The sequence below is a fragment of the Chelatococcus sp. YT9 genome (genome assembly GCF_018398315.1).
GTDB lineage: Bacteria > Pseudomonadota > Alphaproteobacteria > Rhizobiales > Beijerinckiaceae > Chelatococcus.
Genome location: NZ_JAHBRW010000001.1, coordinates 1442390 through 1468181, shown reverse-complemented (window position 1 = coordinate 1468181; position 25792 = coordinate 1442390). Strand labels below are relative to the sequence as shown.

General features: G+C 62.6%; 26 protein-coding genes. 22 read left to right on the top strand and 4 right to left on the bottom strand.

Going from position 1 to position 25792, the window contains the following annotated elements:
• Positions 1–77 precede the first annotated feature (77 nt).
• The 8 genes from acs to KIO76_RS06585 all read left to right on the top strand — a co-directional run bounded on the left by acs (position 78) and on the right by KIO76_RS06585 (position 8712).
• A complete protein-coding gene (gene acs, locus KIO76_RS06620; protein WP_213322021.1) occupies positions 78–2027 on the top strand; it encodes an acetate--CoA ligase in 1950 nt (649 codons plus the stop codon).
• 13 nt (positions 2028–2040) lie between these two features.
• Entirely contained in the window at positions 2041–3084 is a 1044-nt protein-coding gene (locus KIO76_RS06615) for an enoyl-CoA hydratase/isomerase family protein (RefSeq protein WP_213322020.1), read from the top strand.
• Between the two features lie 238 nt (positions 3085–3322).
• Complete coding sequence (locus KIO76_RS06610) at positions 3323–3880, top strand: hypothetical protein (protein WP_213322019.1); 558 nt, start codon at positions 3323–3325, stop codon at positions 3878–3880.
• A 161-nt stretch (positions 3881–4041) separates the two neighbouring features.
• On the top strand, positions 4042–4329 hold the full coding sequence (locus tag KIO76_RS06605) for an Rdx family protein (RefSeq protein WP_213322018.1): 288 nt from the start codon (positions 4042–4044) through the stop codon (positions 4327–4329).
• A 290-nt stretch (positions 4330–4619) separates the two neighbouring features.
• Positions 4620–5708 carry a siderophore-interacting protein gene (locus KIO76_RS06600; protein WP_249729514.1) on the top strand — a complete coding sequence of 363 codons (1089 nt, stop codon included), beginning with the start codon at positions 4620–4622 and terminating at the stop codon, positions 5706–5708.
• 560 nt (positions 5709–6268) lie between these two features.
• Positions 6269–7204: a tonB-system energizer ExbB gene (gene exbB / locus KIO76_RS06595; RefSeq protein WP_249729513.1), complete on the top strand. Its 936-nt coding sequence runs from the start codon at positions 6269–6271 to the stop codon at positions 7202–7204.
• A gap of 6 nt (positions 7205–7210) precedes the next feature.
• A complete protein-coding gene (gene exbD / locus KIO76_RS06590) occupies positions 7211–7738 on the top strand; it encodes a TonB system transport protein ExbD (protein ID WP_213322017.1) in 528 nt (175 codons plus the stop codon).
• The gene (locus tag KIO76_RS06585) at positions 7735–8712 is read left to right on the top strand and encodes an energy transducer TonB family protein (protein WP_291976089.1); all 978 of its coding nucleotides are present in this window, start codon (positions 7735–7737) and stop codon (positions 8710–8712) included. Before exbD ends, KIO76_RS06585 begins: the two co-directional genes overlap by 4 nt.
• Before the next feature lie 57 nt (positions 8713–8769).
• Here KIO76_RS06585 and KIO76_RS06580 read toward each other — a convergent pair whose 3' ends face one another.
• Positions 8770–8985 carry a hypothetical protein gene (locus KIO76_RS06580; RefSeq protein ID WP_213322016.1) on the bottom strand — a complete coding sequence of 72 codons (216 nt, stop codon included), beginning with the start codon at positions 8983–8985 and terminating at the stop codon, positions 8770–8772.
• Between the two features lie 581 nt (positions 8986–9566).
• On the opposite strand from KIO76_RS06580, the gene trxA reads away from it, so the two are divergent.
• From trxA to KIO76_RS06560, 4 genes are all read left to right on the top strand, one after another.
• Complete coding sequence (trxA, locus tag KIO76_RS06575) at positions 9567–10463, top strand: thioredoxin (protein ID WP_213322015.1); 897 nt, start codon at positions 9567–9569, stop codon at positions 10461–10463.
• 78 nt (positions 10464–10541) lie between these two features.
• Positions 10542–11207, top strand: coding sequence for an LON peptidase substrate-binding domain-containing protein (locus KIO76_RS06570; protein ID WP_213322014.1), 666 nt, complete (start codon positions 10542–10544; stop codon positions 11205–11207).
• A 39-nt stretch (positions 11208–11246) separates the two neighbouring features.
• The gene (locus tag KIO76_RS06565) at positions 11247–11447 is read left to right on the top strand and encodes a Trm112 family protein (protein WP_213325088.1); all 201 of its coding nucleotides are present in this window, start codon (positions 11247–11249) and stop codon (positions 11445–11447) included.
• Positions 11448–11500: 53 nt separating this feature from the next.
• Positions 11501–12367: an alpha/beta hydrolase gene (locus tag KIO76_RS06560; RefSeq protein ID WP_213322013.1), complete on the top strand. Its 867-nt coding sequence runs from the start codon at positions 11501–11503 to the stop codon at positions 12365–12367.
• A gap of 43 nt (positions 12368–12410) precedes the next feature.
• On the opposite strand, the gene KIO76_RS06555 is transcribed toward KIO76_RS06560, so the two are convergent.
• Positions 12411–13643, bottom strand: a complete 1233-nt coding sequence (locus tag KIO76_RS06555; RefSeq protein WP_502761838.1) for a ubiquinone biosynthesis hydroxylase — start codon at positions 13641–13643, stop codon at positions 12411–12413.
• Between the two features lie 274 nt (positions 13644–13917).
• On the opposite strand from KIO76_RS06555, the gene tesB reads away from it, so the two are divergent.
• The 6 genes from tesB (at position 13918) to xth (ending at position 21829) form a co-directional block, all read left to right on the top strand.
• Positions 13918–14793 (top strand): acyl-CoA thioesterase II, encoded by an 876-nt coding sequence (gene tesB, locus KIO76_RS06550; RefSeq protein WP_213322012.1) that lies wholly within the window; start codon positions 13918–13920, stop codon positions 14791–14793.
• Between the two features lie 213 nt (positions 14794–15006).
• Complete coding sequence (locus KIO76_RS06545) at positions 15007–15345, top strand: P-II family nitrogen regulator (protein ID WP_213322011.1); 339 nt, start codon at positions 15007–15009, stop codon at positions 15343–15345.
• Between the two features lie 36 nt (positions 15346–15381).
• A complete protein-coding gene (locus tag KIO76_RS06540; protein WP_213322010.1) occupies positions 15382–16740 on the top strand; it encodes an ammonium transporter in 1359 nt (452 codons plus the stop codon).
• Between the two features lie 231 nt (positions 16741–16971).
• On the top strand, positions 16972–19482 hold the full coding sequence (locus KIO76_RS06535; RefSeq protein ID WP_213322009.1) for an FtsK/SpoIIIE family DNA translocase: 2511 nt from the start codon (positions 16972–16974) through the stop codon (positions 19480–19482).
• Positions 19483–19766: 284 nt separating this feature from the next.
• Positions 19767–20708 (top strand): outer-membrane lipoprotein carrier protein LolA, encoded by a 942-nt coding sequence (locus tag KIO76_RS06530; protein ID WP_213322008.1) that lies wholly within the window; start codon positions 19767–19769, stop codon positions 20706–20708.
• Between the two features lie 305 nt (positions 20709–21013).
• A complete protein-coding gene (gene xth / locus KIO76_RS06525) occupies positions 21014–21829 on the top strand; it encodes an exodeoxyribonuclease III (RefSeq protein ID WP_213322007.1) in 816 nt (271 codons plus the stop codon).
• Here the strand turns inward: xth and KIO76_RS06520 are convergent.
• A complete protein-coding gene (locus KIO76_RS06520) occupies positions 21813–22370 on the bottom strand; it encodes a cyclic nucleotide-binding domain-containing protein (protein WP_249729511.1) in 558 nt (185 codons plus the stop codon). The two genes, xth and KIO76_RS06520, sit on opposite strands and share 17 nt — an antisense overlap.
• 62 nt (positions 22371–22432) lie before the next feature.
• On the bottom strand, positions 22433–23119 hold the full coding sequence (locus tag KIO76_RS06515) for a response regulator transcription factor (RefSeq protein WP_213322006.1): 687 nt from the start codon (positions 23117–23119) through the stop codon (positions 22433–22435).
• Between the two features lie 194 nt (positions 23120–23313).
• Here KIO76_RS06515 and KIO76_RS06510 point away from each other — a divergent pair, with 194 nt between their 5' ends.
• The 4 genes from KIO76_RS06510 (at position 23314) to KIO76_RS06495 (ending at position 25775) form a co-directional block, all read left to right on the top strand.
• Positions 23314–23844, top strand: coding sequence for a L,D-transpeptidase family protein (locus KIO76_RS06510; RefSeq protein WP_213322005.1), 531 nt, complete (start codon positions 23314–23316; stop codon positions 23842–23844).
• A gap of 21 nt (positions 23845–23865) precedes the next feature.
• Complete coding sequence (locus KIO76_RS06505; RefSeq protein ID WP_213325085.1) at positions 23866–24531, top strand: HAD family hydrolase; 666 nt, start codon at positions 23866–23868, stop codon at positions 24529–24531.
• 109 nt (positions 24532–24640) lie between these two features.
• Positions 24641–25243 (top strand): hypothetical protein, encoded by a 603-nt coding sequence (locus KIO76_RS06500; RefSeq protein WP_213322004.1) that lies wholly within the window; start codon positions 24641–24643, stop codon positions 25241–25243.
• Between the two features lie 40 nt (positions 25244–25283).
• Positions 25284–25775 (top strand): hypothetical protein, encoded by a 492-nt coding sequence (locus KIO76_RS06495; RefSeq protein ID WP_213322003.1) that lies wholly within the window; start codon positions 25284–25286, stop codon positions 25773–25775.
• Positions 25776–25792 lie beyond the last annotated feature (17 nt).

Below are 25792 nucleotides of genomic sequence, written 5' to 3'. Positions count from 1 at the left end.
AGGCCGATTCGCATAATCAACTGAGCCGCGGTTGGTAGCGTCAGCGTCCGTTTCATAAGCCGACCGGGAGGAAACCAATGTCGGACAAGATTTATCCGGTGCCCGCGGAATGGGCTGCCCGCGCTTATGTCAACAAGGCGCGTTACGAAGCCATGTACCAGGCGTCCATCGACGATCCTGAAGCCTTCTGGGGCGAGCACGGGCGGCGCATTCACTGGTTCACGCCCTATACCAAGGTCAAGAACACGAGCTTTGCGCCCGGGGCGGTCTCAATCCGGTGGTATGAGGATGGCGTTACCAACGTCGCGTACAATTGCATCGATCGGCATCTGCCAGAACGTGCGGACCAGGTCGCGATCATCTGGGAGGGCGATGATCCCGGCGAACACAAGTACATCACCTATCAGGAACTCCATGACGAAGTTGCCCGGCTCGCCAATGTCCTGCGCCTGAGAGGCGTGGAAAAAGGCGATCGGGTCACGATTTACATGCCGATGATCCCCGAAGCGGCCTATGCCATGCTCGCCTGCGCCCGGCTTGGAGCTGTGCATTCGGTCGTATTCGGAGGCTTCTCGCCGGATTCGTTGGCCGGCCGTATCACCGACTGTGGATCGAAAGTGGTGATCACCGCGGACGAAGGGGTGCGCGGCGGCCGTAAGGTGCCGCTCAAGGTGAATGTCGATGAAGCGATCGCCATTGCAGGCGGCGTGGAGCATGTGATCGTCGTCAAACGCACCGGCTCGCCGGTGAATATGGAGCCGGGCCGCGACGTGTGGCTGCACGAGGCGGCAGCGTTGGTCACCGCAGAATGTCCCTGTGAGGAGATGAACGCCGAAGATCCGCTGTTCATCCTCTATACATCCGGCTCTACGGGGAAGCCCAAGGGAGTGCTGCACACAACCGGCGGCTACCTCGTGTATGCTTCGATGACCTTCCAGTACATCTTCGACTACCATGGCGATGAGGTGTATTGGTGCACGGCCGACGTGGGCTGGGTCACGGGCCACAGCTATATCGTGTATGGGCCACTGGCCAATGGCGCCAAGACCTTGATGTTTGAGGGAATTCCCACCTATCCGACCAAGTCCCGCATGTGGGAAGTGGTGGACAAGCATAAGGTCAACATCTTCTACACCGCCCCGACCGCGCTGCGCGCGCTGATGCAGGCCGGCGACGAACCGGTGAAGCAAACGTCCCGCGCTTCCTTGCGGCTCTTGGGCTCCGTGGGCGAGCCGATCAATCCGGAGGCGTGGGAGTGGTATCATCGCGTCGTGGGTGACGGCCGCTGCCCGATCGTCGACACATGGTGGCAGACAGAGACCGGCGCGACCCTGATTTCACCGCTACCCGGCGCAACAGATCTCAAGCCCGGCTCGGCTACACGCCCCTTCTTCGGCGTCCGCCCAGAGCTACTCGACGCTGACGGCAAGATTATCGAAGGGGCAGGGGCTGGCAATCTCGTGCTGGCGGATTCCTGGCCAGGACAGATGCGCACGGTCTATGGGGACCATGCACGTTTCATGGACACCTATTTCTCCGCCTATCCGAACCGTTATTTCACGGGTGACGGCTGCCGGCGCGATGAGGACGGCTATTATTGGATCACCGGCCGCGTCGACGATGTCCTCAATGTGTCCGGTCACCGGCTTGGCACCGCTGAGGTCGAGTCGGCCCTCGTTGCCCATGACAACGTCTCGGAAGCGGCCGTCGTGGGTTATCCTCACGACATCAAGGGCCAGGGCATTTACGCCTATGTCACGCTGATGGTTGGCGTCGAGCCCTCCGAGAACCTGCGAAAGGAACTCGTGGCCTGGGTACGCCATGAGATAGGGCCGATTGCCACGCCTGATCTGATTCAGTTCGCCCCGGGGTTGCCGAAGACGCGCTCTGGGAAGATCATGCGACGCATCCTCCGCAAGATCGCCGAGGATGAACATGGGAGCCTCGGCGATACATCAACCCTGGCGGACCCGGGAGTGGTCGATGATCTTGTCGCAAACCGGCTGAACAAGCGTGCAGGGACCTGACAGCGATCAAGACGTGACGTGGGACGACCCCGACGCGCCCGTTCTCGTGGCGCGTCGGAAGAGCCTTTTGCATATCAGGCTCAATCGCCCCAAGGCGCTCAATAGTCTGACGCTTGAAATGGTGGAGATCCTGGCCGCCGCGCTGGATCGGGCCGAGCGGGACGGAGCGATCGGGCTTGTCTTCATAGACGGGGCCGGCGAGCGTGGCTTCTGCGCTGGTGGTGATATCCGCGCGGTCGCCGATAGTGGCCGCGCCCACGACGGCCGCGCCGAGGCCTTTTGGCGCACCGAATATGCGGTAAATGCGCGAATTGCCGGGTTCGTAAAGCCCTATGTCGCCTTCATGGATGGAATAACCATGGGCGGCGGCGTCGGGTTATCGGCCCACGGAAGCCATCGGATCGTCACAGAACGCACCCGCCTGGCGATGCCGGAAACCGGCATCGGCTTCATTCCCGATGTCGGTGGGACGTGGCTGTTGGCGCGCGCGCCGGGCGAGACCGGCACTTACATGGGGCTTACCGGTAACAGCGTGGATGCGGCTGATGCCATATTCACCGGCTTCGCCGACCATTTCATGCCTTCAACCCATAAAAGCCAACTTCTGGCGGGCCTCTTGGCGCTGCCGGCCGGCGCGACGGGTTCCGACGTGGAAGCAGTCATCGCCGCGCTTGCGCAGCCTGCGGGGGCGTCCAAGCTTTCGGCAGAACAGCCCCTTATCGATCAATTGATGAGCAACGATGATGCCTCAGCAATCATCCAGATGCTGAAGGTTAACCGTTCACCGTTCGCGCTGGAAACGGCAGAGACGATCCTCAGTCGTTCGCCAACAAGTGTGAAGGTCACGTTGGCTCTCCTGCGCCGGGCTCGTTTGGCCACGTCCCTCGAGGCTTGCCTCGATGCGGAGTACGCTGCTGCCTGCCAAACCCTTCGGGGCCATGATTTCTATGAGGGCGTACGAGCAGCGGTCATCGATAAGGACAGAACTCCGCGATGGTCCCCGGCGACGCTATCTGATGTCGATCCTGCAGTCATTGCAGCGCATATCGATATATGACGCGTATATCTATTTGGAGTGTACGCCTCTCTTCGCACAATCATATTACTTGTATTTTGATTGTTCGATGTGGAGGCATGGTTTCACTCCAAATATGGCGGCGGCATCTATGCCCATGGATCCCCCTTTCAAAGAGCGATATGAGCGAGGTGATCTTCTGTATGGCCTGCGCCTTCCAAGGGCGGCATACTGCGGACATTGGGGGCTGGACGCGGAGTTATCCGAAGAGCCATTCCCGATGATCGACAGCTATTCGTTGTCGGAAGAGGAAGCTCGCGATCGGGGGAGCACCGACGACTTCAACCCCTTATCTCATCGGCAGGCCGATTTTTGGAGGGCATTGCGCCGCCATCCAGTCTATTGCTCTGCTCTTGACGGCACGTATGAGTTGCGAAGGGATTGGCCGGTTTACTCATCAGAGACTTTGCGGCGGAAATGCAAAGGCGGATTACACTGGGCCGCCACCGGCAAGTTTACGATAGCTGCCCATTTCATTCTCGATCAATTGGATATGGCTGCGGTTGTGGAAAAGAACGCGACATGGCACGGTGGTCGGAAACTGGACTTCAAGGACAAGGGCGACAAGTCCCGCTCCTGCACAGGCTCTGAGCTCCGTTGGATCTATAGAAACCAAACCGACGCGCTTGTCCGCAATACCGTTCAGTTCTGGAAGCAATTCCGCCCAGTGGCACCGCCGTGGGAATTCGGGCATTTCGGCGGAGGCGAAGCCCACTTGTGGCGCCGGTATGTTCCACGCTCATGGCGCGGCAGATTCAGGACTTGTCCTATACTCTGAACTCAGTCCGATTGCTTGGCCAAGTGAGTGCCCCTGTGATCGGGGGCTCACGCGGTTCGTCAGGCGCTTTGGCCGCCCTGCTTGCGTGGAGCTTGCACGTAGGCTTGCGCCTAGGCATCCTATGCGAGACATATCCATCGCCGAACCGCGAGCGGAAAGCCATGACGGACACGAACAAGCCGCGCATCGTCATCACCTACTGCACCCAGTGCCAATGGTTGCTGCGGGCCGGCTGGATGGCGCAGGAGCTTCTGTCGACATTCGGTGCGGATCTCGGCGAGGTCGCTCTTGTTCCGGGCACCGGCGGTGTTTTCCAGATCGACTGCAATGATGTCGTTATTTGGGAGCGCCAGAGGGACAATGGCTTTCCAGATGTAAAAACTCTGAAGCAACGCGTTCGCGACCAGCTTGAGCCGGGGCGTGATCTCGGCCATATCGATCGAGCTTGAAAACATACATTTCGTGTGTTTCACCAGATGCCGGCTAACGAGATGAAATACCGCGCTTTAACCGGCCGCTTTCGATGTAGAACAGTTAAAATATAATCAGTTCCGTTACTTAGCTCTTGCGCTGCGCCGCTGAATGCGCGCAAAAAGCGCTCGGATGCGGGCGTCCTCCAAAATGAAGCGGAGGTCTGGCCAGGTGCGGCCGCCGCATGGATTTGCCGGATCACGGCAGGTCGGCGGGAAGGCCCGCGGCATCGAAACAGCGCGCTGCGAGTGCTAAGGAGATTAAACCGATGGCCACATTGGTCTGTGAAGCGCGGGTCCGCACGAGCCTCTCGTCACATGTCATCGCGACACTCTGCGAACGCCTTGCACAGGACCATGCCAAGATTACCTGGAGCGAGAGCGCCGGACGGGCGGATTTCACTTTCGGATCTGGAATTCTCGAAGCAGGCGTCGGCAGCATCATGCTGCGGGCCGAGGCTGCCGATGAGGCATCGCTCGCCCGGGTGAAGTTCCTGTTGGCGCTGCGTTTCGAGGAACTGGCGAAGGCCGAGAAGCCGGACATCGCCTGGACGGGCGATGGCTGTGACCGCACGGAACTTTTGAATTTTCGCGAGATGCTTGTGTCGAGGATAGCGGATATAACGCCACATCTGCGCCGGATCACGCTCGCGGGTCAGGATCTGGCGCGTTTCGACAGCAGTAACTTTCACGTCAAGCTCCTGCTTCCCCCTGCCGGCTTGGAGCCGGCGTGGCCGGTAATGGGACGCAATGGCTTGCCGGTCTGGCCTGAGGGCGAGCGTCGGCCGACGGTGCGCACCTATACGGTCCGGCGCGTCGATGTGCGGGCAGGCGAGCTCGACGTCGATTTCGTCATGCATGAGGACGCCGGACCGGGGGCCGCTTTCGCGCTGCGCGCGCAGCCGGGAGACGTTATCGGCGTGATGGGGCCTGGCGGGCGGGGGATCGCCGAGGCTGATTGGTATTGCCTTGTCGGGGATGAGACCGCCTTCCCGGCTATCGCGCGCATCCTGGAGGCCATGCCCGCGACCGCTCGAGGGATCGCACTGGTCGAGGTGAGCGACGTCAGCGAGGAGCAGATCATCCAGCACCCACCTGGAATCTCCTTGCGCTTTCTTCATCGCAACGGCGCGGAACCCGGCTCCACGACTCTGCTGCCGGATGCGGTACGTGCGATCGAATGGCCATCGGAGGGAAGCGTCTTCGCTTGGGCGGGGGTCGAGTTCGAAGCCTTTCGTGCCATCCGCAGCTACTGGCGCAAAGATATGAACCTTGACCGCAGCAGCCATCTCGCTGTTGCCTACTGGCGTCGAGGGGTCAGCGAAGGTGATTTCAAGAAAGCTCCAGCTGAAGACTAGGGCTGATCCTGTAATTAGATGAGTTCTAAGATATAGAGCGGATGTTCTTAGTTTTGAATATATCTAAAGTGATATAGAAACTAGGCAGCCATGCTCTGATGGACTATTCCTAGCCCTAATATTTGACGTATGTGAGAGCGAGCGAGGGAGAGGAATAACCGCTCCGCTGCTTTACGACGTCTGAATATACCGCAAGCCAGCCAATTCCTGCTTCGGCCGGATCAGCCAGCCAGTGGCCAATCTGCTAGATGCCAATAGGGATGTGGCTCATGCCTGCGATTCACGGACTGACGCATGTCGATCACTCTCGCCCGTCTTCCGCGGTGGGAGTGATGAAGCCGATGGCCCTGGCGCTCCGGCTCAACATGCCCTCTCCGCTGAGCGTCGCATCCCGGTCGAAACATTGGCCTCACCGCCTCATATGTGGCTGCGCCCTCTTGATCGCTGCGGCTTGCTTCAGCCCGCTTGCGGCGCAGCAGCCCCAGCCCGTGCAGAGCAGCGGGACCGGCGCTACGTCCGTTCAACTTCCTGCCGGACACCCGGCTGTGGGGCCGTCGCCGATGAGGCAGAATCCGGTGACCATGCCGACCGCTGCTTCGCCGGCCGCGATACAGCCTCCAATTCCGCAGCCTTCGAGCACGCCGAATGGCCGGGAGGCTCTCAACGGTCAGGCGCTTACCACGCAGGCGCAGACAGGTAACGGGGTGCCGACCTCTGCGCCGGCAACGGAAGCTGTGCTGCCGGAGGCGCCATCCCTGCAAGGCCCTATTGCCGGCGGATTGCCGCATGATCTGTCCCCCTGGGGCATGTTCATGCAGGCGGATCTCGTCGTGAAAGCCGTGATGGTTGGTCTTGCCTTCGCCTCCCTGATCACCTGGACGGTGTGGCTTGCCAAAAGCATAGAGCTTGCCGCCGCCAAGCGCCGTGCGCGCCGCTCGCTCACCGGCCTCCTCGAAGCGCGCAGCCTGGTGGAAGCTGAAAGCAACCTCAGGCAGGGCGGGCTGGATGGGGGCGTGGTTGCGGCTCTCGTTCGCGCGGCCAAGCAGGAGGAGGAGGTTTCGGCGGACCTGCCTGCCGACGGCATCAAGGAGCGCGCGTCAGCGGCCTTGTCACGGATCGAGGCTCGGGCCGGCCGGCTCATGACACGCGGAACCGGGCTTCTCGCGACGATCGGCGCTACCGCACCCTTCGTTGGCTTGTTCGGCACCGTCTGGGGCATCATGAATTCGTTCATCGGTATAGCGAAGTCGAACACGACTAACCTGGCGGTGGTCGCGCCCGGCATTGCCGAGGCGCTGCTCGCGACGGCGATCGGCCTTGTTGCGGCTATTCCCGCCGTGATCATCTATAACGTCTTCGCCCGCGGCATCACCGGCTATCGGGCCATGCTCGCCGACGCAGGCACCGAAGTGCTGCGCCACCTGTCGCGCGATCTCGATCGCCGCGCTGCCGCGAACGGGCGGCGCAAGCCCGGCCTGTTCGCCGCTGCCGAGTAAGCCGTCATGGGTGTCCGTCTGGATCATCGCGACGAGGAGCTCGCTGACAACCACGAGATCAACGTCACGCCCTTCATCGACGTGATGCTGGTCTTGCTGATCATCTTCATGGTCGCCGCGCCGCTTTCGACTGTGGATGTCGCGGTGGATTTGCCGACCTCCAACGCGCAGCCGCAACCCCGCCCGGAAAAGCCGCTTTTCCTGACCGTCAAGGAGGATCTGACGCTCGCCCTCGGCGATACGCCTACGGACCGCAGCATGCTCCAAATGGCCCTTGATGCGCAGACCGACAACAATCGCGAGGAACGTGTCTTCGTGCGGGCCCACAAGGCCGTGCCCTATGGCGACGTCATGGAGGTGATGAACCTCCTGCGATCCGCGGGCTATCTCAAGATAGGGCTGGTGGGCCTTGAAGGTGCGCCAAGTCAGGGTGCTCCGGGCCAAGCTGCTCCGGGCCAAGCTGCTCCGGCTTCAAGCCAAGACGCGTCAAGTCGGGGCGCACCTGCGGCCGCGGCTCCCGGGGCGGCACAGTGAGTTCGCAGTTGCCCTTGGGAGCTTCCCGGTGGGAGGAGGGGGCGCCCCGTCAAGTCGCCCGCTGGGGGCTGGCCGCATTGCTGGTGGTCACCGCCCATGCGGCGGGTGCCTGGAGCGTCATGAACTGGCCGCAGGATCCTGGCCCGACCGACCCGACCGGTGCGGCCGTGCTGATCGAGCTGGCACCCCTCCCGGTGTCTCCTGAAGCGCCACCGGAAACGGAAGTCGGGCCGCTGATGGTGGAAGCCGAGCCCGAACCGGAAAAGCCGATCGAGCCACCTGTTGAAACGCCGGAACCGGAACCGCCTCTACCGCCTGAGCCAGCGCCGCCCGCACCAGAGCCGCCTCCACCCGAACCCGAGCCTGAGCCACTGCCACCGAAACCGGAGCCGCCGCGCCCGATGGTGGAGGCGCCGGACGTCGACGTGCCGGAACTGCCAGATGTGCCCAACGCCGCCGCTGTCCTGACGCCGCCAGCGCCTCCGCTTCCGCCCAAGGAGGTCAAGAAGGAGGTGAAGAAGATTGAAAAGAAGGAGCCGCCGAGGGTTCGCCGGCTCGAGCGTCGTCGTGAGGTTGAGCGCAAGGACAAGCGTTCGGATCGAAATTCCGCGCCACCGACCAGCGACGCCCCGCGCGCGCAGACCGCCGCCGCGCCGTCACAAGGCGTGACGCAGGCGCCTTCGCGCGCGTCAGCGAACTGGAAAGGCTTTGTGAGTGCGCATCTGCGGCGTTATTCCCGCTTCCCCGGCGCCGCGCAGGCGAGAGGTCAGCAGGGCAATCCGGTTGTCGCCTTCACAATCGACCGCTCAGGGCGTGTTTTATCTGCCCGTGTCGCCCGGAGTTCAGGCGCCGCGCTCTTGGACCAGGAAGCTGTCGCGATTGTCCGGAGGGCCAGTCCTGTTCCAGCACCGCCAGCCGACATAGGGGGGGCCACGATCCCCCTCGCCATCCCGATTCGCTTTGATATCAAATGAAAAAAGCCCGCCGACGGACCGTCAGCGGGCTTTTTTTATTGGGACTAAGTCAGGAAATCAGGCCACGCGGGTGCCCTGACGCTGGGCCGTGAAATGCCCGCACCAATCGTCGGTGGTTACCACCGGCCAGAGACCATGGGCGTCGGGACCGGGCTGGGAAACGGGAGGATTGAAACGGCAAAGACCCGCGTCGGCAGCCGGGCTACCGCCATTCCCGGCGTGGGTGTCAAAGAAGATGCAGCTTGTGCAGGACGTGGTCCTATCCATGGTCATCACTCCATTTCGGCCGCAACAGGCCGGCAATTCACTTTCATTAGAATAATTACAAATTAGAATCGGTCAAGACTACGGGACGTTTTTCCGTTTGGCCGAGCTGAGACGAGGCTGAGCATCACCGCCCCTGCCGAACCGCCCCCTTTGCAAAGCGTGGCAATACACCCCTCTCCCAGGATGGTCGCCGGCGGAACATAGGCCCACGGTTTTGGACGCCAGCTTTCCTCCGCTCACGTGCGCTCGCCTTGAGCGGGCGAGGGCGGATTATCCCTAACGTGGGGATTCGGGGCTTGCTTCGGCGACGGACCTGCAGGCCCTGTTTGCGGAGAGGGAACCCGTTGGACATCAGGGACAGTGCCCTTTGCGGAAGAGGTGTGACTTCCTATCTGACCAATGCGGGGTCACCCGCGCATACCCGTCTCATATCAAGTTTGGGTTGCGATATCAGGTGGACTTATGCAGTGACTTGTTCGATGAGTCGGCGGATCATGGACGGGAGCGCGCTCGTCGACGCTATCGCCCGAAGGTGAGGACGGCGTCGGGGGCTCTGCCCCAGATGCGCCAGGAGAGATGAGGACTTCATGCTCGCAGATACGTCCGGCCAGGCCGATTCCCTGGTAAAGGATACAACAACCTCGGACTTCCGGCAGGATGTGATCGCGGAGTCCATGCGCCAGCCGGTCCTGGTGGATTTCTGGGCACCCTGGTGCGGACCATGCAAGCAGCTCGGGCCGGTGATCGAAAAGGCCGTGAATGCCGCGCAGGGCAAGGTGAAGCTCGTCAAGCTCAATATCGACGAGCACCCCCAGATCCCCGGTCAGCTCGGTATTCAGTCCATTCCGGCGGTCGTTGCCTTCAGCCGCGGCCAGCCAGCCGACGGCTTTGTCGGCGCCTTGCCGGAGAGCCAGGTCAAGGCATTCATCGAGCGGCTTGTCGGACCACTTGGGCCGGGGCCGGTAGCCGAACTGCTGGACAGTGCGGACCAGCTTGCCGCGACCGGAGATGCGGCTGGCGCGGCAGGGCTCTATGCCGAGGCGCTGGCGCAGGAGCCCGACAACGCCCGCGCTATCGGAGCGCTCGCCAAGCTTCATGTGGAACTCAATGACCTTGAAGGCGCCCACCGCTTTCTCGACATGGCGCCGGCCGACAAGGCCAACGATCCCGCGATAGCGGCGGCGCGCGCCGCCCTCGAGCTGGCCGAACAGGCCGCTTCACTCGGTGATCTCGCGGAGTTCGAGCAACGGTTGGCGGCCAATCCCCTCGATCATCAGGCGCGTTTCGATCTCGCAGTGGCCCTGAACGCGCAAGGTAAGCGCGAGGAAGCAGCCGATCATCTGCTCGAGATCGTTCGCCGCGATCGCAACTGGAACGACGACGGCGCGCGCAAGCAGCTTCTGCAGTTCTTCGAGGCCTGGGGCCCGACGGATGAGGCGACGCTGGCCGGCCGGCGGCGCCTGTCATCCCTGCTGTTCGCCTGATGCCATCCGGTCCCGCAGGCCATACTCGCTGCGGGGCTCCGGTCGGCATCGACATTGCATATTTAGGTCCTGATCGAGATGTCGACCCACCAGACCTATCGTAGTCCGCAGGATTGCCCCGCCGTGGTCCCGCTGTTTCCTCTGGCCGGGGCGCTCCTCCTGCCGCGCGGCCAACTGCCACTGAATATTTTTGAGCCCCGTTACGTCGCGATGATTGACGACGCGATCGCCGGCCACCGCGTTATTGGGATGATCCAGCCGGATGACGAAGAGGATGCGGCCATGCCACGGCTCTACTCCGTGGGCTGCACGGGCCGCATCACCCAGTTCGCCGAAACCGGCGATGGGCGCTATGTGATTTCCCTAACAGGCGTTTCCCGCTTTCGCATTGTCGAGGAACTGACCGTCGCGACGCCCTATCGCCAGGCGCGCGTCGATTACGAGCCTTTCAAGGTCGATTTCGAGCCGCGCGCCGGGGAAGCTGAGACCGATCGCGCCGGTGTTATTCGCACTCTGAAGGAGTTTGCCGAGGCCAACGACCTGAAGGTGGATTGGAAGGGCATCAACGAAGCGCCCAACGAGGCGCTGGTGAATGCCCTTTCCATGATGAGTCCATTCGGAACCCGTGAGAAGCAGGCATTGCTCGAAGCGCCTGATCTCAAGAGCCGCGCAGAAATGCTGATCGCGATCACCGAAATCGAGTTGGTGCGCGATTCCGAAAATCCTGATTCCACATTGCAGTGAGCCTCCATGACGGACGAATCCACTTCCCCCGCCAACCCCATGAGCGAAGAGCCTTCTCTAGCTGAAGGCACGACCGTCGATCCCAAGCTCCTCGAGATCCTGGTCTGCCCTTTGACCAAGGCAAGCCTGGAGTACGATGCCGCGCGTCAGGAGCTCATCAGCCGCCCGGCCAAGCTCGCCTATCCCATCCGGGACGGCATCCCGATCATGCTGCCGGAAGAGGCACGTTCCATCGAGTGAGCTGCGTTGCACCCCGCTCGAGGCTTTCCGGCTGTGTTGCATGGTTCCTCTTGATGATCGCGGCCTTCCCGGTCCATGCCGAAACCATCGTGAGCCGGAGCGGTATGACCGGTGTGTTCGCTGCCCCGGCCGGGAAGGGGACATTTCCCTGCGCGGTCATCGTACCGGGATCGGGGCCGACGGACAGGGATGGCAACAATCCCTACGGCGTCAGCGCCCGCCCTTACGCTCTCCTTGCTGACGCGCTTCTCGCCGGAGGAATAGCCACTCTCCGATATGACAAGCGTCTGCCTTCAACGGCGGACGCAGAACGGGAGCTGACTATCGATGCCGCGATCGCAGATGCCGCAGAGTGGCTTCGCTGGTGTCGTGCGCAGACTGGCATTTCCGCGGCTTTCCTCATTGGACATAGCGAAGGTGGTGTCATCGCGCTCGCGCTTGCCCAACGCGAGCCGGTCGCGGGCCTTGTGCTGCTCACCACGCCGGGTAAGCCTGTCGCGGAGCTCATCAGGAAGCAGCTGGCTGAGGCACCGGAACCCTTGCGCGGCGAGGCGGCCACGATCCTGGAGCGTCTCCAGCACGGGGACGATATCGAGCAGGTGCCTGCCGCGCTTGCGCCGCTGTTCCGGCCAAGCATCCAGCCGTTTCTCAGATCCCTTATGGCTCTTGACCCCGATGGCCTGGCGCGCCAGCAGCAGGCGCCCCTGCTGGTGATCGCAGGCGGGCGGGATATCCAGGTTCCGCCGGTCGACGCCCGGCCTGGCGGCGTGGCGCTTACCTTGCCCGCCATGAATCACGTGTTGAAGGACGTGGAACCAGGCGCTGCCGACAATCTGGCGGCCTACCGCGACCCGGACCGGGCCCTCGCCGAAGGTCTCGTCCAGACCATCGTCGCATTCATCCGCCGGCACATACCCTAAGGCCGACCGGTCTCAAGGCTCCGTACAGCCTGGACCTCCATGATCAGAGCGGCTCACCACGCATGAGGCGTGGCACGGCGCCGACGACACCGGCTGCCTCGCGGATGAAGAAGCTCTTCAGTGCCGGCATGCGGTCTACCAGGCCAAGGCCCAGGTCCCGTATAAGGCGAAGCGGCAACCGGTCATTGGAGAACAGCCGGTTCAGGCCGTCGGTTGCGACACCCAGCGTCAATGTGTCGAACCGCCGGGCCCGCTGGTAGCTTTCCAGCACAGTGGCGTCGCCGGGCGGCAGCCCGAGTCGAACGTTGTCGACGATCAATTCGGCGAGCACCGCTGCGTCACGCAGGCCGAGATTGAGACCAAGGCCGGCGAGCGGATGCACGAGATGCGCCGCGTCGCCAACAAGGGCGAAGCGGTTACCGATGAAGCGACGCGCCATGCCGACGCCGAGCGGGAAGGCGCGTGGCGCAGTCTCGAGCGTGATCCGTCCCAGATCGAGCCCAAACCGGCGTTCCAGTTCTTCGACGAGATCATCCGGATCTAGAGCGAGAAGCGCGTTTGCCTCCTCGCGTCGCTCCGTCCAGACAATCGACGAGCGGTTTCCGGTCAGGGGAAGCCGCGCGAAGGGCCCGGACGGCAGGAAGTGCTGGACAGCACAGCCGTCATGGGGCCTCTCGTGCCCGATGGTGGCGACGATGCCGGATTGCTCGTAGTCATGACCGCTCCAGGCGATGCCCGCATAGGACCGCAAGGCCGAACGGGCTCCGTCGGCTGCGACAAGCAAAGCCGTTCGCTTCTTGTCTCCGTTGGCTAGGGTGAGATCGAGACCACCGCCCCGCCGCGAGAACGCCCTCACGGAGGTCGCTGCCGCGACAACGCCTGCCTTCTCCGCCGCCTTACGCAGCGCCTCGGTCATAACGGCATTCTCGATGATATGGGCGAAGGGCTCTTCCGGCGCGATCTCACCATCGAAAGTGATGAAGGATTGCCGTATCGGGTCGGTAAGGCGGCTATCGGTTACGACCATCCTGGCAACGGGCTGGGCCGCTGGAGCGATCGCATCCCAGACGCCAAGCTCAGCCAGCATGCGCCGTCCACCTGCCGCGACCGCGGAGGCACGCCCGACATCCTTGCCAGCGGGCAGGGGATCGCAAACCAGGACCGATAGGCCGGCACCCTGTCGTAAGGCCACGGCAAGGCATAGGCCGACAACGCCTCCACCAGCGATGGTGACATCAATCATCGGCAGCGGGGCCGCCTGCGAGTCGTTTGCCATACCGTTCCACCACCAGCGTCTCTATCGTGCACCGCGGCCATGACCATTGCCCCAGATCAAAGGCAGCATGGCAGACGCGAATCCCCGGCAGCCTCTACCACTATTATGCGCGAACCGGACCATGTCATCGGGCCGCGTCCCAGCGAGGACATTCGCCCACCGGCGCTTGACGCCCCAACCCGTCAGGGCGCACATGGGATGAAAGAGGCTTGTGAGGTGGATGGACATCGTCCTTCCGCAGTCACGCATCGCACACGGCAGAAATGGGTGACCGATGGCCAATCCCGTAGATGAAGTCCTCGATATTCTCGATCTTGAGCCGCTCGAGCGCAACCTGTTCCGCGGGCGTAGCCCCAAGGTCGGTTGGCAACGCGTCTTCGGTGGACAGGTCATCGGCCAAGCCCTCGTCGCGGTGACGCGAACGGTAGATCCCGGGCGAGACATTCATTCGCTGCATGGCTATTTCATGCGGCCGGGCGATCCGCAGGTTCCGATCATCTATGAGGTCGACCGCATCCGCGATGGGCGCTCCTTTGCGACCCGACGCGTGGTTGCCATCCAGCATGGCGAAGCGATCTTCTCCATGTCCGCTTCCTTTCACACGCCTGAGACCGGCCTCACCTACCACTTCCCTATGCCAGATGTGCCGATGCCGGAGGATCTGCCCACGGAGGACGATCTGCGCGCCAATTTCCTTCCGGCGATGCCGCATCCGATGCGGACCTACTACGAGCGCGAGCGGCCGATTGAGCTCAGGCCCGTCGAATACCAGCGCTATCAGCAATCGGGCACGCCGATGGCACCCCAGTTCAACGTCTGGATCCGCACCACGCAGCGCCTCCCCGATGATCCCGCGATCCATCGCTGCGTACTGGCCTATGCCTCGGATATGACGCTGCTCGATACCAGCCTCATCCCCCACGGTAGGACGGTGTTCGAGCGGGATATCCAGGGCGCGAGCCTCGATCACGCCCTTTGGTTCCATGGGCCGTTCCGTGCCGACGAATGGCTGCTCTATGCTCAGGATACGCCCTTCTCAGGGGGCGCGCGCGGCTTTTCACGCGGCCTGATCTATACCCGTGACGGGACCCTGATTGCCTCGGTGGCTCAGGAAGGCCTGATTCGCCCACGTCCTGATCTGGCCGTCTGACTGCCTATTTTCTAAGCGGAATGATGATCGATCGCGCAGGCTCGGCTGCGGCGTGAGGGGAAATGGCGGCCACCGGCCGGTGTTTGCCCTGAAAAAGTGCGCTTTGCGCCAACTTGGGCCTATCTGGCACGAAGCTTGATTTCCCTTGGGACGGATTAGCTGGTCAGGGGCGCCTCACAAGGCGTCCAGCACCATCCGCGAGGGAGCCGAGATATGAAATTCGTGGTGGCTATCATCAAGCCCTTCAAGCTCGAGGAGGTCCGCGACGCCCTGACTGCCATCGGCGTGAACGGGCTTACCGTGACCGAGGTCAAGGGATACGGGCGACAGAAGGGGCATACCGAAATCTATCGCGGCGCCGAATACGCGGTGAGCTTTCTTCCCAAGCTGAAGATCGAGGTCGCGGTCGCGGCCGACATCGCCGACAAGGTGGTCGACGCGATCGTCGGTGCCGCGCGCACCGGCCAGATCGGCGACGGCAAGATCTTCGTTTCGTCGATCGAGAAAGCTGTTCGCATCCGCACGGGTGAAACCGACACCGACGCTCTTTGATCCCCCGCCTGCTGCTACATTCGAGGAGTTTGTTTCATGACGTTCAAGCGCGAGCATAAGGCGGGTCTTGCGGCACTCGCCCTTGCACTTGCCGCCGGCACCATTGCAGGTGCCGAGCCGGCATTTGCCCAGGCTGCCGCAGAAGCGGCTCCGGCAGCCGCACCGGTTCCGAATAAAGGTGATACGGCCTGGATGCTGGTTTCCGCGATCCTCGTGCTGGCCATGACCATTCCGGGGCTTGCCTTGTTTTACGGCGGTCTCGTGCGCACGAAGAACATGCTGTCCGTGCTGACGCAGGTGTTTTCCATCGTCTGCGTGGTCTCACTGATATGGGTGATCTACGGCTACAGCCTGGCCTTCACCGGCACGAACGCCTTCATCGGCAATTTCTCCAAGGCCTTCCTTGCCGGCATCACGGGTGATTCGACGGCAGATACCTTCACCAAGGGTGTCGTCATCCCTGAATTCGTATTCATCTGCTTCCAGATGACCTTCGCCTGCATCACGCCGGCACTGATCGTCGGGTCCTTCGCCGAGCGCATCAAATTTTCCGCGCTCCTCCTGTTCACCGTCCTGTGGGTCACCTTCGTCTACTTCCCCATGGCCCATATGGTGTGGTTCAGCGAGGGCTTCCTGTTCAAGATGGGCGCACTCGATTTTGCCGGCGGCACGGTGGTCCACATCAACGCTGGTATGGCCGGCCTCGTCGGCGCCTTGATGATTGGCAAGCGTACCGGCTACGGCAAGGAGCCAATGCCGCCGCACTCGATGACAATGACGATGATCGGCGCCTCGCTGCTGTGGGTGGGCTGGTTCGGCTTCAACGCCGGGTCGAATCTCGAAGCCAACGGCGGGGCGGCGCTCGCCATGCTCAACACGTTCGTCGCCACGGCGGCGGCAGGCATGGCCTGGCAGTTCACGGAATGGGGCACGAAGGGCCATCCCTCCCTGCTCGGCACGGTTTCAGGCGCGGTCGCCGGTCTTGTTGCGGTCACCCCGGCTGCCGGGCTCATCGGACCGATGGGCTCGATCATCCTCGGGATTATCGCCGGCGTCATCTGCTTCTATGCGTCGACCACGGTGAAGAACGCGCTCGGCTATGACGACTCGCTCGATGTCTTCGGCATCCACTGCATTGGCGGCATCGTCGGCTCGCTGCTCACCGGCATTCTGGTCGCGCCGGCCCTCGGCGGCGTCGGGGTTGCGGACTATTCGATGGGCGGACAGCTCTGGACCCAGTTTGTGGCGGTGGTCGTCGCGCTCATCTGGAGCGGTATCGGGTCGGCCATCCTCTACAAGGTGGTTGATCTCATAGTCGGCCTGCGAATCTCCGTGGAGGGCGAGCGCGAAGGGCTTGACCTCGCCGACCACGGAGAACGTGCCTACAACTACTGAGACGGCTTCTTCCATCCTCTCCTGGAAACTCAACCCCGGCCGCAAGGCCGGGGTTTTTTCGTATGCGGGTTTTCTCGTGGGATGTGTCGCTGAGCGGACTATGAAGCCATACCTGCGCAGGGCCATACCAATAAGAGACGCGATGCGACTTTGCTGGGAAGGTTAATCACGCCTTAACCGCCGGGTCTTACGCTGCGGCCGTTAGCGTGACTTTTCCGGGTCCCTCTGCGAATGCGAACACTACGCCGGCCTTCGTCTCCCACCGACGGTCTCTCCGACGCCCTGCGCCGCTTTTTCGCGCGCCGTGCCGTGGAGATGGTCGGTCTCGCCTTGTTGGGCGTTGCGGGCGCGACCGCACTCGCGCTCGCGACATGGTCGGTCGACGACCCGAGCCTGACGCACGCCACAAGTCAGCCGGCTGCCAATCTGCTGAAGCTGCCTGGGGCGATCACCGCCGATCTCGCCATGCAGGTTTTTGGGCTGGGCGCCATTGCCTTCCTTCTACCGGTCGCGGCCTGGGGGCTCGGTTTGATGACCCGCAGGGCCTTGCCGCGCTTGCCCCTGAAGATCGGCCTGTGGCTGCTCGGCGGTGCCGCCGCAGCCGCGGTTGCCAGCGCCTTGCCGTCAACCGCGCGCTGGCCTTTGCCAACGGGCCTCGGCGGCGTGGTCGGCGACGCGCTCGTCTTCGCGGCGCGGGGTATCATTCCTTTCGGCGGCGGCCCGGAGCGTGCCCTTGTCGCCTTGATTTACGCGGGTGTCGCCATCCTGGCGCTGACGGCGGCTTGCGGCATCGGTCTCGTCGATGATCGCCTCGAGAATGCCGATGATGACAATCACGACACGGTGGCCGACAGCGACGACGATTCCGACGGCAGCAGCGAGCCGGGTTGGGGCATCATTTCACTCGGAGCCATCGCCCATGGCGTGATGGCGACGAAGGCAGCTCTAGCCCGCCGCTTCGCAGCACCGAAAACCGCACCACGACCGCGCGGGGAACCCATGCTGGAGGGAGCGGGGGCGGGCGTGTCGCGGCGTGCCATGTCATCGCCATATCCGCAGTACGAGGACGATGAGGACTACGCCGGCGCCCCCTATGGAGGTGACGACAGCTTCGCCGTGGAACCGCCGCCGAGCCGCGTGGCGCCGCGTGCTCCGGCGCCCAAGCAGGGCCGACGCCTGGCGCGGGAGGCCCAGCCGTCCTTCCTCGACGCGGAGCATTACCAGCTCCCGCCGCTTGGCTTGCTGGCAGAACCGAAGAAAACCTTGATGCCGGTATCCCCGGAGGCGCTTGACCAGAACGCAGCGCTTCTGGAAGGCGTGCTCACGGATTTCGGTGTGCGCGGCGACATCGTCAACGTGCGCCCTGGTCCAGTCGTCACGCTCTATGAGCTGGAACCCGCCCCGGGCACCAAATCGTCCCGTGTCATCAGCCTTGCGGACGATATCGCGCGCTCGATGAGCGCGGTCTCCGCGCGCGTCGCCGTTATACCCGGCCGCAACGCCATCGGCATCGAGCTGCCGAATGCCAAGCGCGAGACGGTCTTCCTGCGCGAGCTGCTGGCTTCCGAAGATTTCGAGAAGACGAAGCTGAAGCTCGCCCTATGCCTCGGCAAAACCATCGGGGGCGAGCCCGTCATCGCGGAATTGGCGCGCATGCCGCATCTGCTCGTCGCCGGCACCACCGGCTCGGGCAAGTCCGTCGCCATCAACACCATGATCCTGTCGCTGCTCTACCGGCTGAAGCCGGAGGAATGCCGGCTGATCATGGTGGACCCCAAGATGCTCGAGCTCTCCGTCTATGAGGGCATCCCCCATCTCCTGACGCCGGTTGTCACCGATCCGAAGAAGGCCGTTGTGGCTCTGAAATGGGCGGTCCGGGAGATGGAGGAACGCTACAAGAAAATGTCAAAGGTCGGTGTCCGCAACATTGACGGCTTCAACGCTCGGGTCGCAGAGGCCAAAGCCAAGGGCGACGTCATCACCCGCACGGTGCAGACCGGATTCGACAAGGAAACGGGCGAGGCGATCTATGAGGAAGAGCTCATGGATCTGGAGACGCTGCCCTATATCGTGGTCATCGTCGACGAGATGGCTGACCTGATGATGGTCGCCGGCAAGGAGATTGAGGGCACGATCCAGCGCCTCGCGCAAATGGCGCGCGCCGCGGGTATCCATGTCATCCTCGCCACCCAGCGGCCGTCCGTCGATGTTATCACCGGCACCATCAAGGCGAATTTCCCCACACGCATCTCCTTCCAGGTGACGTCGAAGATCGATAGCCGCACCATTCTGGGCGAGCAGGGTGCCGAGCAGCTCCTGGGGCAGGGCGATATGCTCTATATGGCGGGCGGCGGCCGCATCATGCGCGTGCACGGGCCCTTCGTCTCCGACAATGAGGTCGAGAAGATCGTCGCCCATCTCAAGCGCCAGGGCCGGCCGCAATATCTCGACGCCGTCACTGCCAGCGATGATGATGGCGCTGACGCGGGCGGGGATGGCGCCGTGTTCGACAATTCGTCCTTCGGCGCCCCCGGCGGCGATCTTTATGACCAGGCCGTCGCCATTGTGCTGCACGACCGGAAGGCTTCGACGTCCTATATCCAGCGTCGCCTGCAGATCGGCTACAACCGTGCGGCCTCACTCATGGAGCGCATGGAGAACGAGGGTGTCGTGGGTCCGGCGAATCACGCCGGAAAACGTGAAATCCTGATGGAAGGCGGCGACCGCGACGACGAAGACTAGGTGGGCACCCGATCCACTGCCCCCCGATGGACGGGAGGTCGTGAGGGCGGGCGGCGGGCCGTGAGCCCATCGGCAGAATGGGCAGGCTCCTTCAGACGGACTTATCGGTCCCTCTTTCGCCATAACGCTGGTTTATGTGAAACTCCTCAGCTTTCTGTGAAGAGCGTTGGAATTTGGCGTATGGTTCACGATCTTAAGGGAGGGATCACCTCGTGAAGATCTCTTTCAGTCGGTCGAAGTGATGGCGGGGACATGTGGGCTTCGCCCCTAGCGCGGATGGTGAGATGAAGCGTTTTGGTTGTGCAACATTGGCGCTTGTGGCCGCCTTCGCGGCCAGTGGCGGTGTGCCCGTTGCACAAGCGCAGAATGACCCCCTCACCCGGTTCCTCGACGGCATGTTCGGGAAAGCGCCGGCTGAAGGGCCCGCACAAGATCCAGCCCCGGCTCGAGCCGCCCCTGCGCCGGCACCTGTACCTGCACCGCCGAGGGCCAATACCGCCTCGTCGCCAGCGGCGCCGCCGCAAGCCGCGACCCCAGCGGCCCCCTCCCAGTCCGCGGCGGGCGGGCCTCCGTTGCCGCCACGTCGGCCGGTAGCCCTGGGCGGTGGCGACGGCGGGTCTGTTCAGCCTGTCGCTACGGCTGCGCCGGCAGCTCCCGCTGCACCGGTGGCGTCCATCGCTCCGGCAGCCGCGCCACGTGCCGCCACGAATGTGGTGCCCACCAGCCAGGCGGCGGCCATTGAACGCGTGAACTCCTACGTAAACAGCATCGACACGCTCACGGGGCGGTTCGTCCAGTATGGCGGTGACGGCCGTCGGGCCGAAGGCACGCTCTATATTCAGCGGCCGGGGCGTTTGCGGTTCGCCTATAACCCGCCGTCAACGCTCGAGATCGTAGCGGATGGACGGTCTGTCGCCATCCGCGATTCCAAGCTCAAGACCAACGATGTCTATCCCATCGGCCAGACGCCTCTGAAATTTCTCCTGAAGGATCGTTTCGATCTGACGCGTGATACGAAGGTTCGCGCGGTGGACATCGGCAACGACGGCGTCGTGACCGTGAGTTTCGAGGATAGCGCCACCATCGGCGGCACATCGCGCATCACCCTGCGTTTCGATGCCCGTAATAATGCCCTGAGGCAGTGGACCGTTGTTGACCCGCAGGGCTACGAGACCTCCGTGGCGCTGTCCGATCTGCGCCTCGCCAGCCGCGCACAGGCGGAATAGGAAGGCTGCGGCCTACGCTTCCCACGTGTCCCATAGCGCATCCAGGAATCGCCGCGCGTTCGCTTAACCGGAGCGAAAACCGTAGCGCACGCACGTTTACTGAAGCGCGGCGAAACGCCGACCGCCGGGGCCCTGTCCGCGAACCGAAAAAACCGGCGAGCTCGATGAGACCGGCCCGTCATCATCGTTGAGTTCGTAGAGCGGCTGCGGCGGCGCGTCCGTTTGCGAGAAGGACCGTTTTCTGCGAAAGCAAGCCGGTGGTCGCCTGACCAAAGCCCCCCCTGCCAGCACGTCGAAAGCAAGGCATGAAACTCGTCGTCACCTCCTGGAACGTCAATTCTGTCCGCATGAGGCTGGACCACGTCGTCCGTTTCCTGACGGAAACGCGCCCGGATGTGCTCTGCCTGCAGGAGACAAAATGCCCCGACGACCGTTTTCCTTCGGCGGCCTTCAAGGCGCTTGGCTACCATCACATGGCGCTCAATGGTCAGAAGGGCTACCACGGGGTTGCGGTGATCTCCCGGCTGCCATTTGCCTCGACCAACGTCATGGGCTTCTGCGACAAGAATGATTCGCGCCATATCGCCGTGACCCTGGGCACCGGTGCCAAGGCTGCATCTGGCGTGACGATCCATAACTTCTATGTGCCCGCTGGCGGCGATATTCCGGATCCGGAGCTCAATCCGCGCTTTGCCCATAAGCTCGCTTTCCTGGACGAGCTTATGCAGTGGCAAGACCGCGCGCGCCCGACCGCTGCCCCAACCATTCTGCTCGGGGACCTCAATATCGCGCCGTACGAAGCCGACGTCTGGAACCACAAGGCATTGCTCAACGTCGTCAGCCATACGCCAATCGAGACCACCCGGCTGGAGGAATTTCGTGAGACGTCGGGCTTCGTCGATGCCATACGCCAGCTGCGCCCGGTGCCCGAGAAGGTGTTCACGTGGTGGAGCTATCGCTCGCCGGATTGGGCTGCCGCGGACAAGGGCCGCCGCCTTGACCACGTGTGGGTTGCGCCGGATTTGGCCTCCAGCGTGACGGGCAGCACCATCGCGCGTGAAACACGCGGCTGGGAGCGGCCGTCAGATCACGTGCCGGTGTCGATTACGCTTGATCTGTAGGGGCTTGATCTAGCGGGGCTTGGGCCGCCGGCTCGGCGCCGGCTGCATCGATCGTGTCGCGAATTTCCCCGAGTTCTTGAGAAAAGGCGATGAGCCGCGCCGCAATGGCGTCATGAAGCGCGCGGGCTGAATAGGGAAATTCGCCCAACACGCGATGCACGAGGCCCCGCTGCATTTTCATGACACTGGATGGCTCCCGCGCGATGGCTGTGGCCGGGCGAGTGCACTCCGCGAAGAGCGCGGATTCCCCAAGAAGTGTGCCGGGCCTCGCGATGTAGTTTGCCGGAGAGCCGTCATCACTTGCGTCCAGCGCTATCGCGCCCGACACAACGATGTATCCACCGTCCGCGTTCTCGCCCCGGCGGAACAGTATGTCGCCCGCTCGGAGAATCCGCGTTTCCGCAGCAAAGGCAAGAAGCCGCAAGGCATCGGGTTCGATCAACGAGAGGAGCGGCACCCGGCTCAACGTTTCGAGGTCGTCGTTCAGTCCCATGCCCGTGCCGCCTGCAAGCTCTTCCCAATACTGCGATGACACGGCCATACCGGGTCATACCGAAACGTGTCACGCGTCGCCGCCGGGATATCCTGGTTCCGGCAGGCAGACTACGGGATCAGCTTATACCCGCCAGCTTCGGTCACGAGGATCCGGGCCTCGGAAGGATCCTCCTCGATCTTCTGCCGCAACCGATAAATATGCGTTTCCAGCGTGTGGGTGGTCACTCCGGCGTTATAGCCCCAGACCTCTGCGAGAAGGGTATCGCGGCCGACAACCTTCTGATCGGCCCGGTAAAGAAAGCGCAGGATGGCGGTTTCCTTTTCAGTCAGCTTCAGTTTTGAGCCGCGGGCATTGACCAGAAGTTTCGCGCTGGGCCGGAACGTATAGGGGCCGATGGAGAAAACGGCGTCCTCGCTGGCCTCGTGCTGGCGAAGCTGTGCGCGGATGCGTGCGAGCAGCACCGCGAATTTGAAAGGCTTCACCACGTAGTCGTTGGCGCCGGCTTCCAGTCCCTGAACAGTATCCGAATCGCCACCGAGCGCGGTGAGCATGATGATCGGTGCGCGGAAACCGGCTTCCCGCATGATCTTGACAGCATCACGCCCATCTTTGTCGGGCAGACCGACATCCATGATCACGAGATCAACCCGGCCGGCCGCGACGGATGCGATGGCTTCCGTGGCATTCGCCGCGGTTGCGACGGTGAATTCCTCAACAAGCGCGAGCTGCTCCGCGAGAGTCTCACGGAGATCCTGCTCGTCGTCCACAATCAGGAGGTGGCGAGCACTGGGCATGTGGGGGGATTCCTTAGAATGGAGCGACGGAAGGATCGAGGCGGGAAATTATCTTGGATTTGAGAACAATCGCGCTAGACAGTGAAAAGGCTCCTTAACACAGGCAGCACCGTGGAATTCCTAGACTATGTATGCCCCACGCGGCAAACAAGGCCTGAAGCAGCTTCGGGCTGTCCGCAAAAGCTCCTGCAAGCATGAAGCGCACAACAATTCCTGTTGTCCACGTCTACGCCTCTCCTCTCGATCGCACCCGCGGGGTCGTCGTCGCGGGGGCGTTGCATCTGCCCTGTGCATTGGGGCGCTCCGGCGTCGCGACTGTCAAACGCGAAGGCGATGGCCATACGCCGCGCGGACGCTTCCGGCTTCTCAGCCTCACCTATCGGGCCGATCACGGCCGCCGGCCCCGCTCGGGCCTTCCCACGCGCGTGACTCGCAAGAGCGATGGGTGGTGCGACGCGCCGGGCGACCGCCGCTATAATTGCCCGGTCGTCCTTCCCTATCCCGCCAGCGCCGAGAGCCTATGGCGCGACGATCATCTCTATGATGCCGTGGTGGATATTGCCTGGAACCGCGGGCCGCGGATTCCCGGCCGCGGTAGCGCCATCTTCCTGCATATCGCGCGATCCGGCTTCAGTCCAACGGAGGGCTGTGTGGCAGTTGATGCGAACGCCATCCGCCGGCTTTTGGCCGTGATCGGCCCTCATACCCGCCTCATCATCCATTGACTGGTAATGCCCGTGACATCAATGCCCCCCGCCACGCTTCTGTTCGACCTCGACGGCACGCTCGTGAACACGGATCATCTGCACTGGCGGGCCTTTCAGGATCTGCTGGGCGATTTCGATCGCACCATGGAGTGGGACGTGTTCGAGCGCGATATCATCGGGCGCGCCAATGCTGACATCATGGTGGGCCTGTTTCCCGAGCTCCCGATCGCCGAGCATGAGCGCCTTGCGGCCGCCAAGGAGGCCCTGTTCCGCAGCAAAGTTGAGGGACTCGAGCCGACGCCCGGGCTGGGTGATCTGTTGGCCTTTGCTCGTGCACATGGCATCGGCTGCGCCGTCGTCACTAACGCGCCGCGCGATAACGCGATGCTCCTCCTGAAGGGTCTGAAGCTCGATGCCCGTTTCGAAGCGGTGGTCATCGCCGATGAACTCCCTGCCCAGAAGCCCGATCCCTTGCCGTATCTCACCGGGCTTGAGGTCCTGAACGGCGACGCGCGACGCGCTCTTGCCTTCGAGGATTCTCGCTCCGGCATCAAGGCTGCCACGGCGGCCGGCATCCTGACTGTCGGCCTGACGACGTCGCTCAGCGAAGCGGCCTTGATGGACGCCGGGGCCTCACTTGCCGTGAACGATTTCACGGATCCACGGTTGGGAAGCCTCATTCGCGACCATCTTGGAATAGGTTAGCAGGGGCAAGATTGGCGGCATCCGGCAGGTGCTGCGCAATATCATGCGCCATCTGCGATGATTAAATAGCTTAATATATGAAAGCATATCTCATGCAGGAGCGTGAAATATGCAGAATGCGTTTGTTTTTCTCGGTAATGAAATCGGAAATATTTCCGCGGCAGTTATAAAGCAATGCAGGTTTTATGTTGAGTCGTCCCCGGATTACCGATTTGCGACGTTCTGTAACCGTGGCTCGAGTTTTTCGCCAGCCGTACGAGGCTGTCTGTCGGTGTTGCCCGAGTTCAGCACCGTTCACCTCGGTTTCATTGCCGCCCCGGATGGCCGACAAGTCATAGGCCGCACCCATCTTTTCCCCGATGTACCATCTTCCTTCGGGCGCATCCGCCGTGGCTTGATGGACCGCCGGGCGAAAATCTTTCCGTCGGTTTGGCTGCCGCCCCATGACCACGGGCGCGACAGGTTGATCGGGGCGCTCGATATTGGCCATTTCCTCCTCGATCTTGGGGTTCAGCCGCGTTTCCGCGTCAACCTGGCTCCAGGCTTGACCGACAACGCCATGTTTCACATCAACAATTTCCTCGCCACCAATGACGTTCCCATCACCTTGGTGACTTCACCGGCCGCCTGGTTTCCTGACTTTATCGGTGAAATGCCGAAGTCGGCCGAGCGTTCACACCGGATTAGCACGGCTCTGCGGTCAGTCACCTAAGGACGGGCAGCGCCTCACGCGACTGCGAACGCAACACCTTATGCGGAATCCCGCTCTGCTCTACCTCGGCAACTCGGATGATGCCCGGATACTGGCGCAATTGCCGCTGAGCCAGATGTACCTGACCACGCCGCGTCATCGGCGCTTTGCCACCTTCGAGGTCGATGCACTCGGCTTGTCAGCAGTCGAGCCCGGGGCGTTTTCAATGCTGGGCCGAGATGCCACCATTCAAGTCTTTTGCCGGCAAACGGCTTGCGGCCGCGATATCCTGGCCCGCCATCTGTTTCAGGAGGAACGCCCGGACGGCCAACCAGCGGATGATCGGGCCATATCCGCATCGGAGTTTACGGACTTCCTGGAAGCGTTGCGGCCCCCGATGCCGTTCACCATCGTTTTTCCGCCCGGCTTTGCGCCTGTGGGGAGGCTATTGCTGCGATATCATCTCACAGCCGGAGGAAAGAGGGTGACCTGTCTTTTCGATGACCAGCGCTGGCTGGCCGAGCCGCGTGGCGCTCTGCGGGATCTCCTCTAACAGGCGTAACGATTGCC

Coding starts and splice junctions, on each gene's coding strand:
- acs (WP_213322021.1), top strand. CDS start 78: ATGTCGGACAAGATTTATCCGGTGCCCGCGGAATGGGCTGCCCGCGCT.
- KIO76_RS06610 (WP_213322019.1), top strand. CDS start 3,323: ATGATCGACAGCTATTCGTTGTCGGAAGAGGAAGCTCGCGATCGGGGG.
- KIO76_RS06605 (WP_213322018.1), top strand. CDS start 4,042: ATGACGGACACGAACAAGCCGCGCATCGTCATCACCTACTGCACCCAG.
- KIO76_RS06600 (WP_249729514.1), top strand. CDS start 4,620: ATGGCCACATTGGTCTGTGAAGCGCGGGTCCGCACGAGCCTCTCGTCA.
- exbB (WP_249729513.1), top strand. CDS start 6,269: ATGAGGCAGAATCCGGTGACCATGCCGACCGCTGCTTCGCCGGCCGCG.
- exbD (WP_213322017.1), top strand. CDS start 7,211: ATGGGTGTCCGTCTGGATCATCGCGACGAGGAGCTCGCTGACAACCAC.
- KIO76_RS06580 (WP_213322016.1), bottom strand. CDS start 8,985: ATGACCATGGATAGGACCACGTCCTGCACAAGCTGCATCTTCTTTGAC.
- trxA (WP_213322015.1), top strand. CDS start 9,567: ATGCTCGCAGATACGTCCGGCCAGGCCGATTCCCTGGTAAAGGATACA.
- KIO76_RS06570 (WP_213322014.1), top strand. CDS start 10,542: ATGTCGACCCACCAGACCTATCGTAGTCCGCAGGATTGCCCCGCCGTG.
- KIO76_RS06565 (WP_213325088.1), top strand. CDS start 11,247: ATGAGCGAAGAGCCTTCTCTAGCTGAAGGCACGACCGTCGATCCCAAG.
- KIO76_RS06560 (WP_213322013.1), top strand. CDS start 11,501: ATGATCGCGGCCTTCCCGGTCCATGCCGAAACCATCGTGAGCCGGAGC.
- KIO76_RS06555 (WP_502761838.1), bottom strand. CDS start 13,643: ATGGCAAACGACTCGCAGGCGGCCCCGCTGCCGATGATTGATGTCACC.
- tesB (WP_213322012.1), top strand. CDS start 13,918: ATGGCCAATCCCGTAGATGAAGTCCTCGATATTCTCGATCTTGAGCCG.
- KIO76_RS06545 (WP_213322011.1), top strand. CDS start 15,007: ATGAAATTCGTGGTGGCTATCATCAAGCCCTTCAAGCTCGAGGAGGTC.
- KIO76_RS06540 (WP_213322010.1), top strand. CDS start 15,382: ATGACGTTCAAGCGCGAGCATAAGGCGGGTCTTGCGGCACTCGCCCTT.
- KIO76_RS06535 (WP_213322009.1), top strand. CDS start 16,972: ATGCGAACACTACGCCGGCCTTCGTCTCCCACCGACGGTCTCTCCGAC.
- KIO76_RS06530 (WP_213322008.1), top strand. CDS start 19,767: ATGAAGCGTTTTGGTTGTGCAACATTGGCGCTTGTGGCCGCCTTCGCG.
- xth (WP_213322007.1), top strand. CDS start 21,014: ATGAAACTCGTCGTCACCTCCTGGAACGTCAATTCTGTCCGCATGAGG.
- KIO76_RS06520 (WP_249729511.1), bottom strand. CDS start 22,370: ATGGCCGTGTCATCGCAGTATTGGGAAGAGCTTGCAGGCGGCACGGGC.
- KIO76_RS06515 (WP_213322006.1), bottom strand. CDS start 23,119: ATGCCCAGTGCTCGCCACCTCCTGATTGTGGACGACGAGCAGGATCTC.
- KIO76_RS06510 (WP_213322005.1), top strand. CDS start 23,314: ATGAAGCGCACAACAATTCCTGTTGTCCACGTCTACGCCTCTCCTCTC.
- KIO76_RS06505 (WP_213325085.1), top strand. CDS start 23,866: ATGCCCCCCGCCACGCTTCTGTTCGACCTCGACGGCACGCTCGTGAAC.
- KIO76_RS06500 (WP_213322004.1), top strand. CDS start 24,641: ATGCAGAATGCGTTTGTTTTTCTCGGTAATGAAATCGGAAATATTTCC.
- KIO76_RS06495 (WP_213322003.1), top strand. CDS start 25,284: ATGCGGAATCCCGCTCTGCTCTACCTCGGCAACTCGGATGATGCCCGG.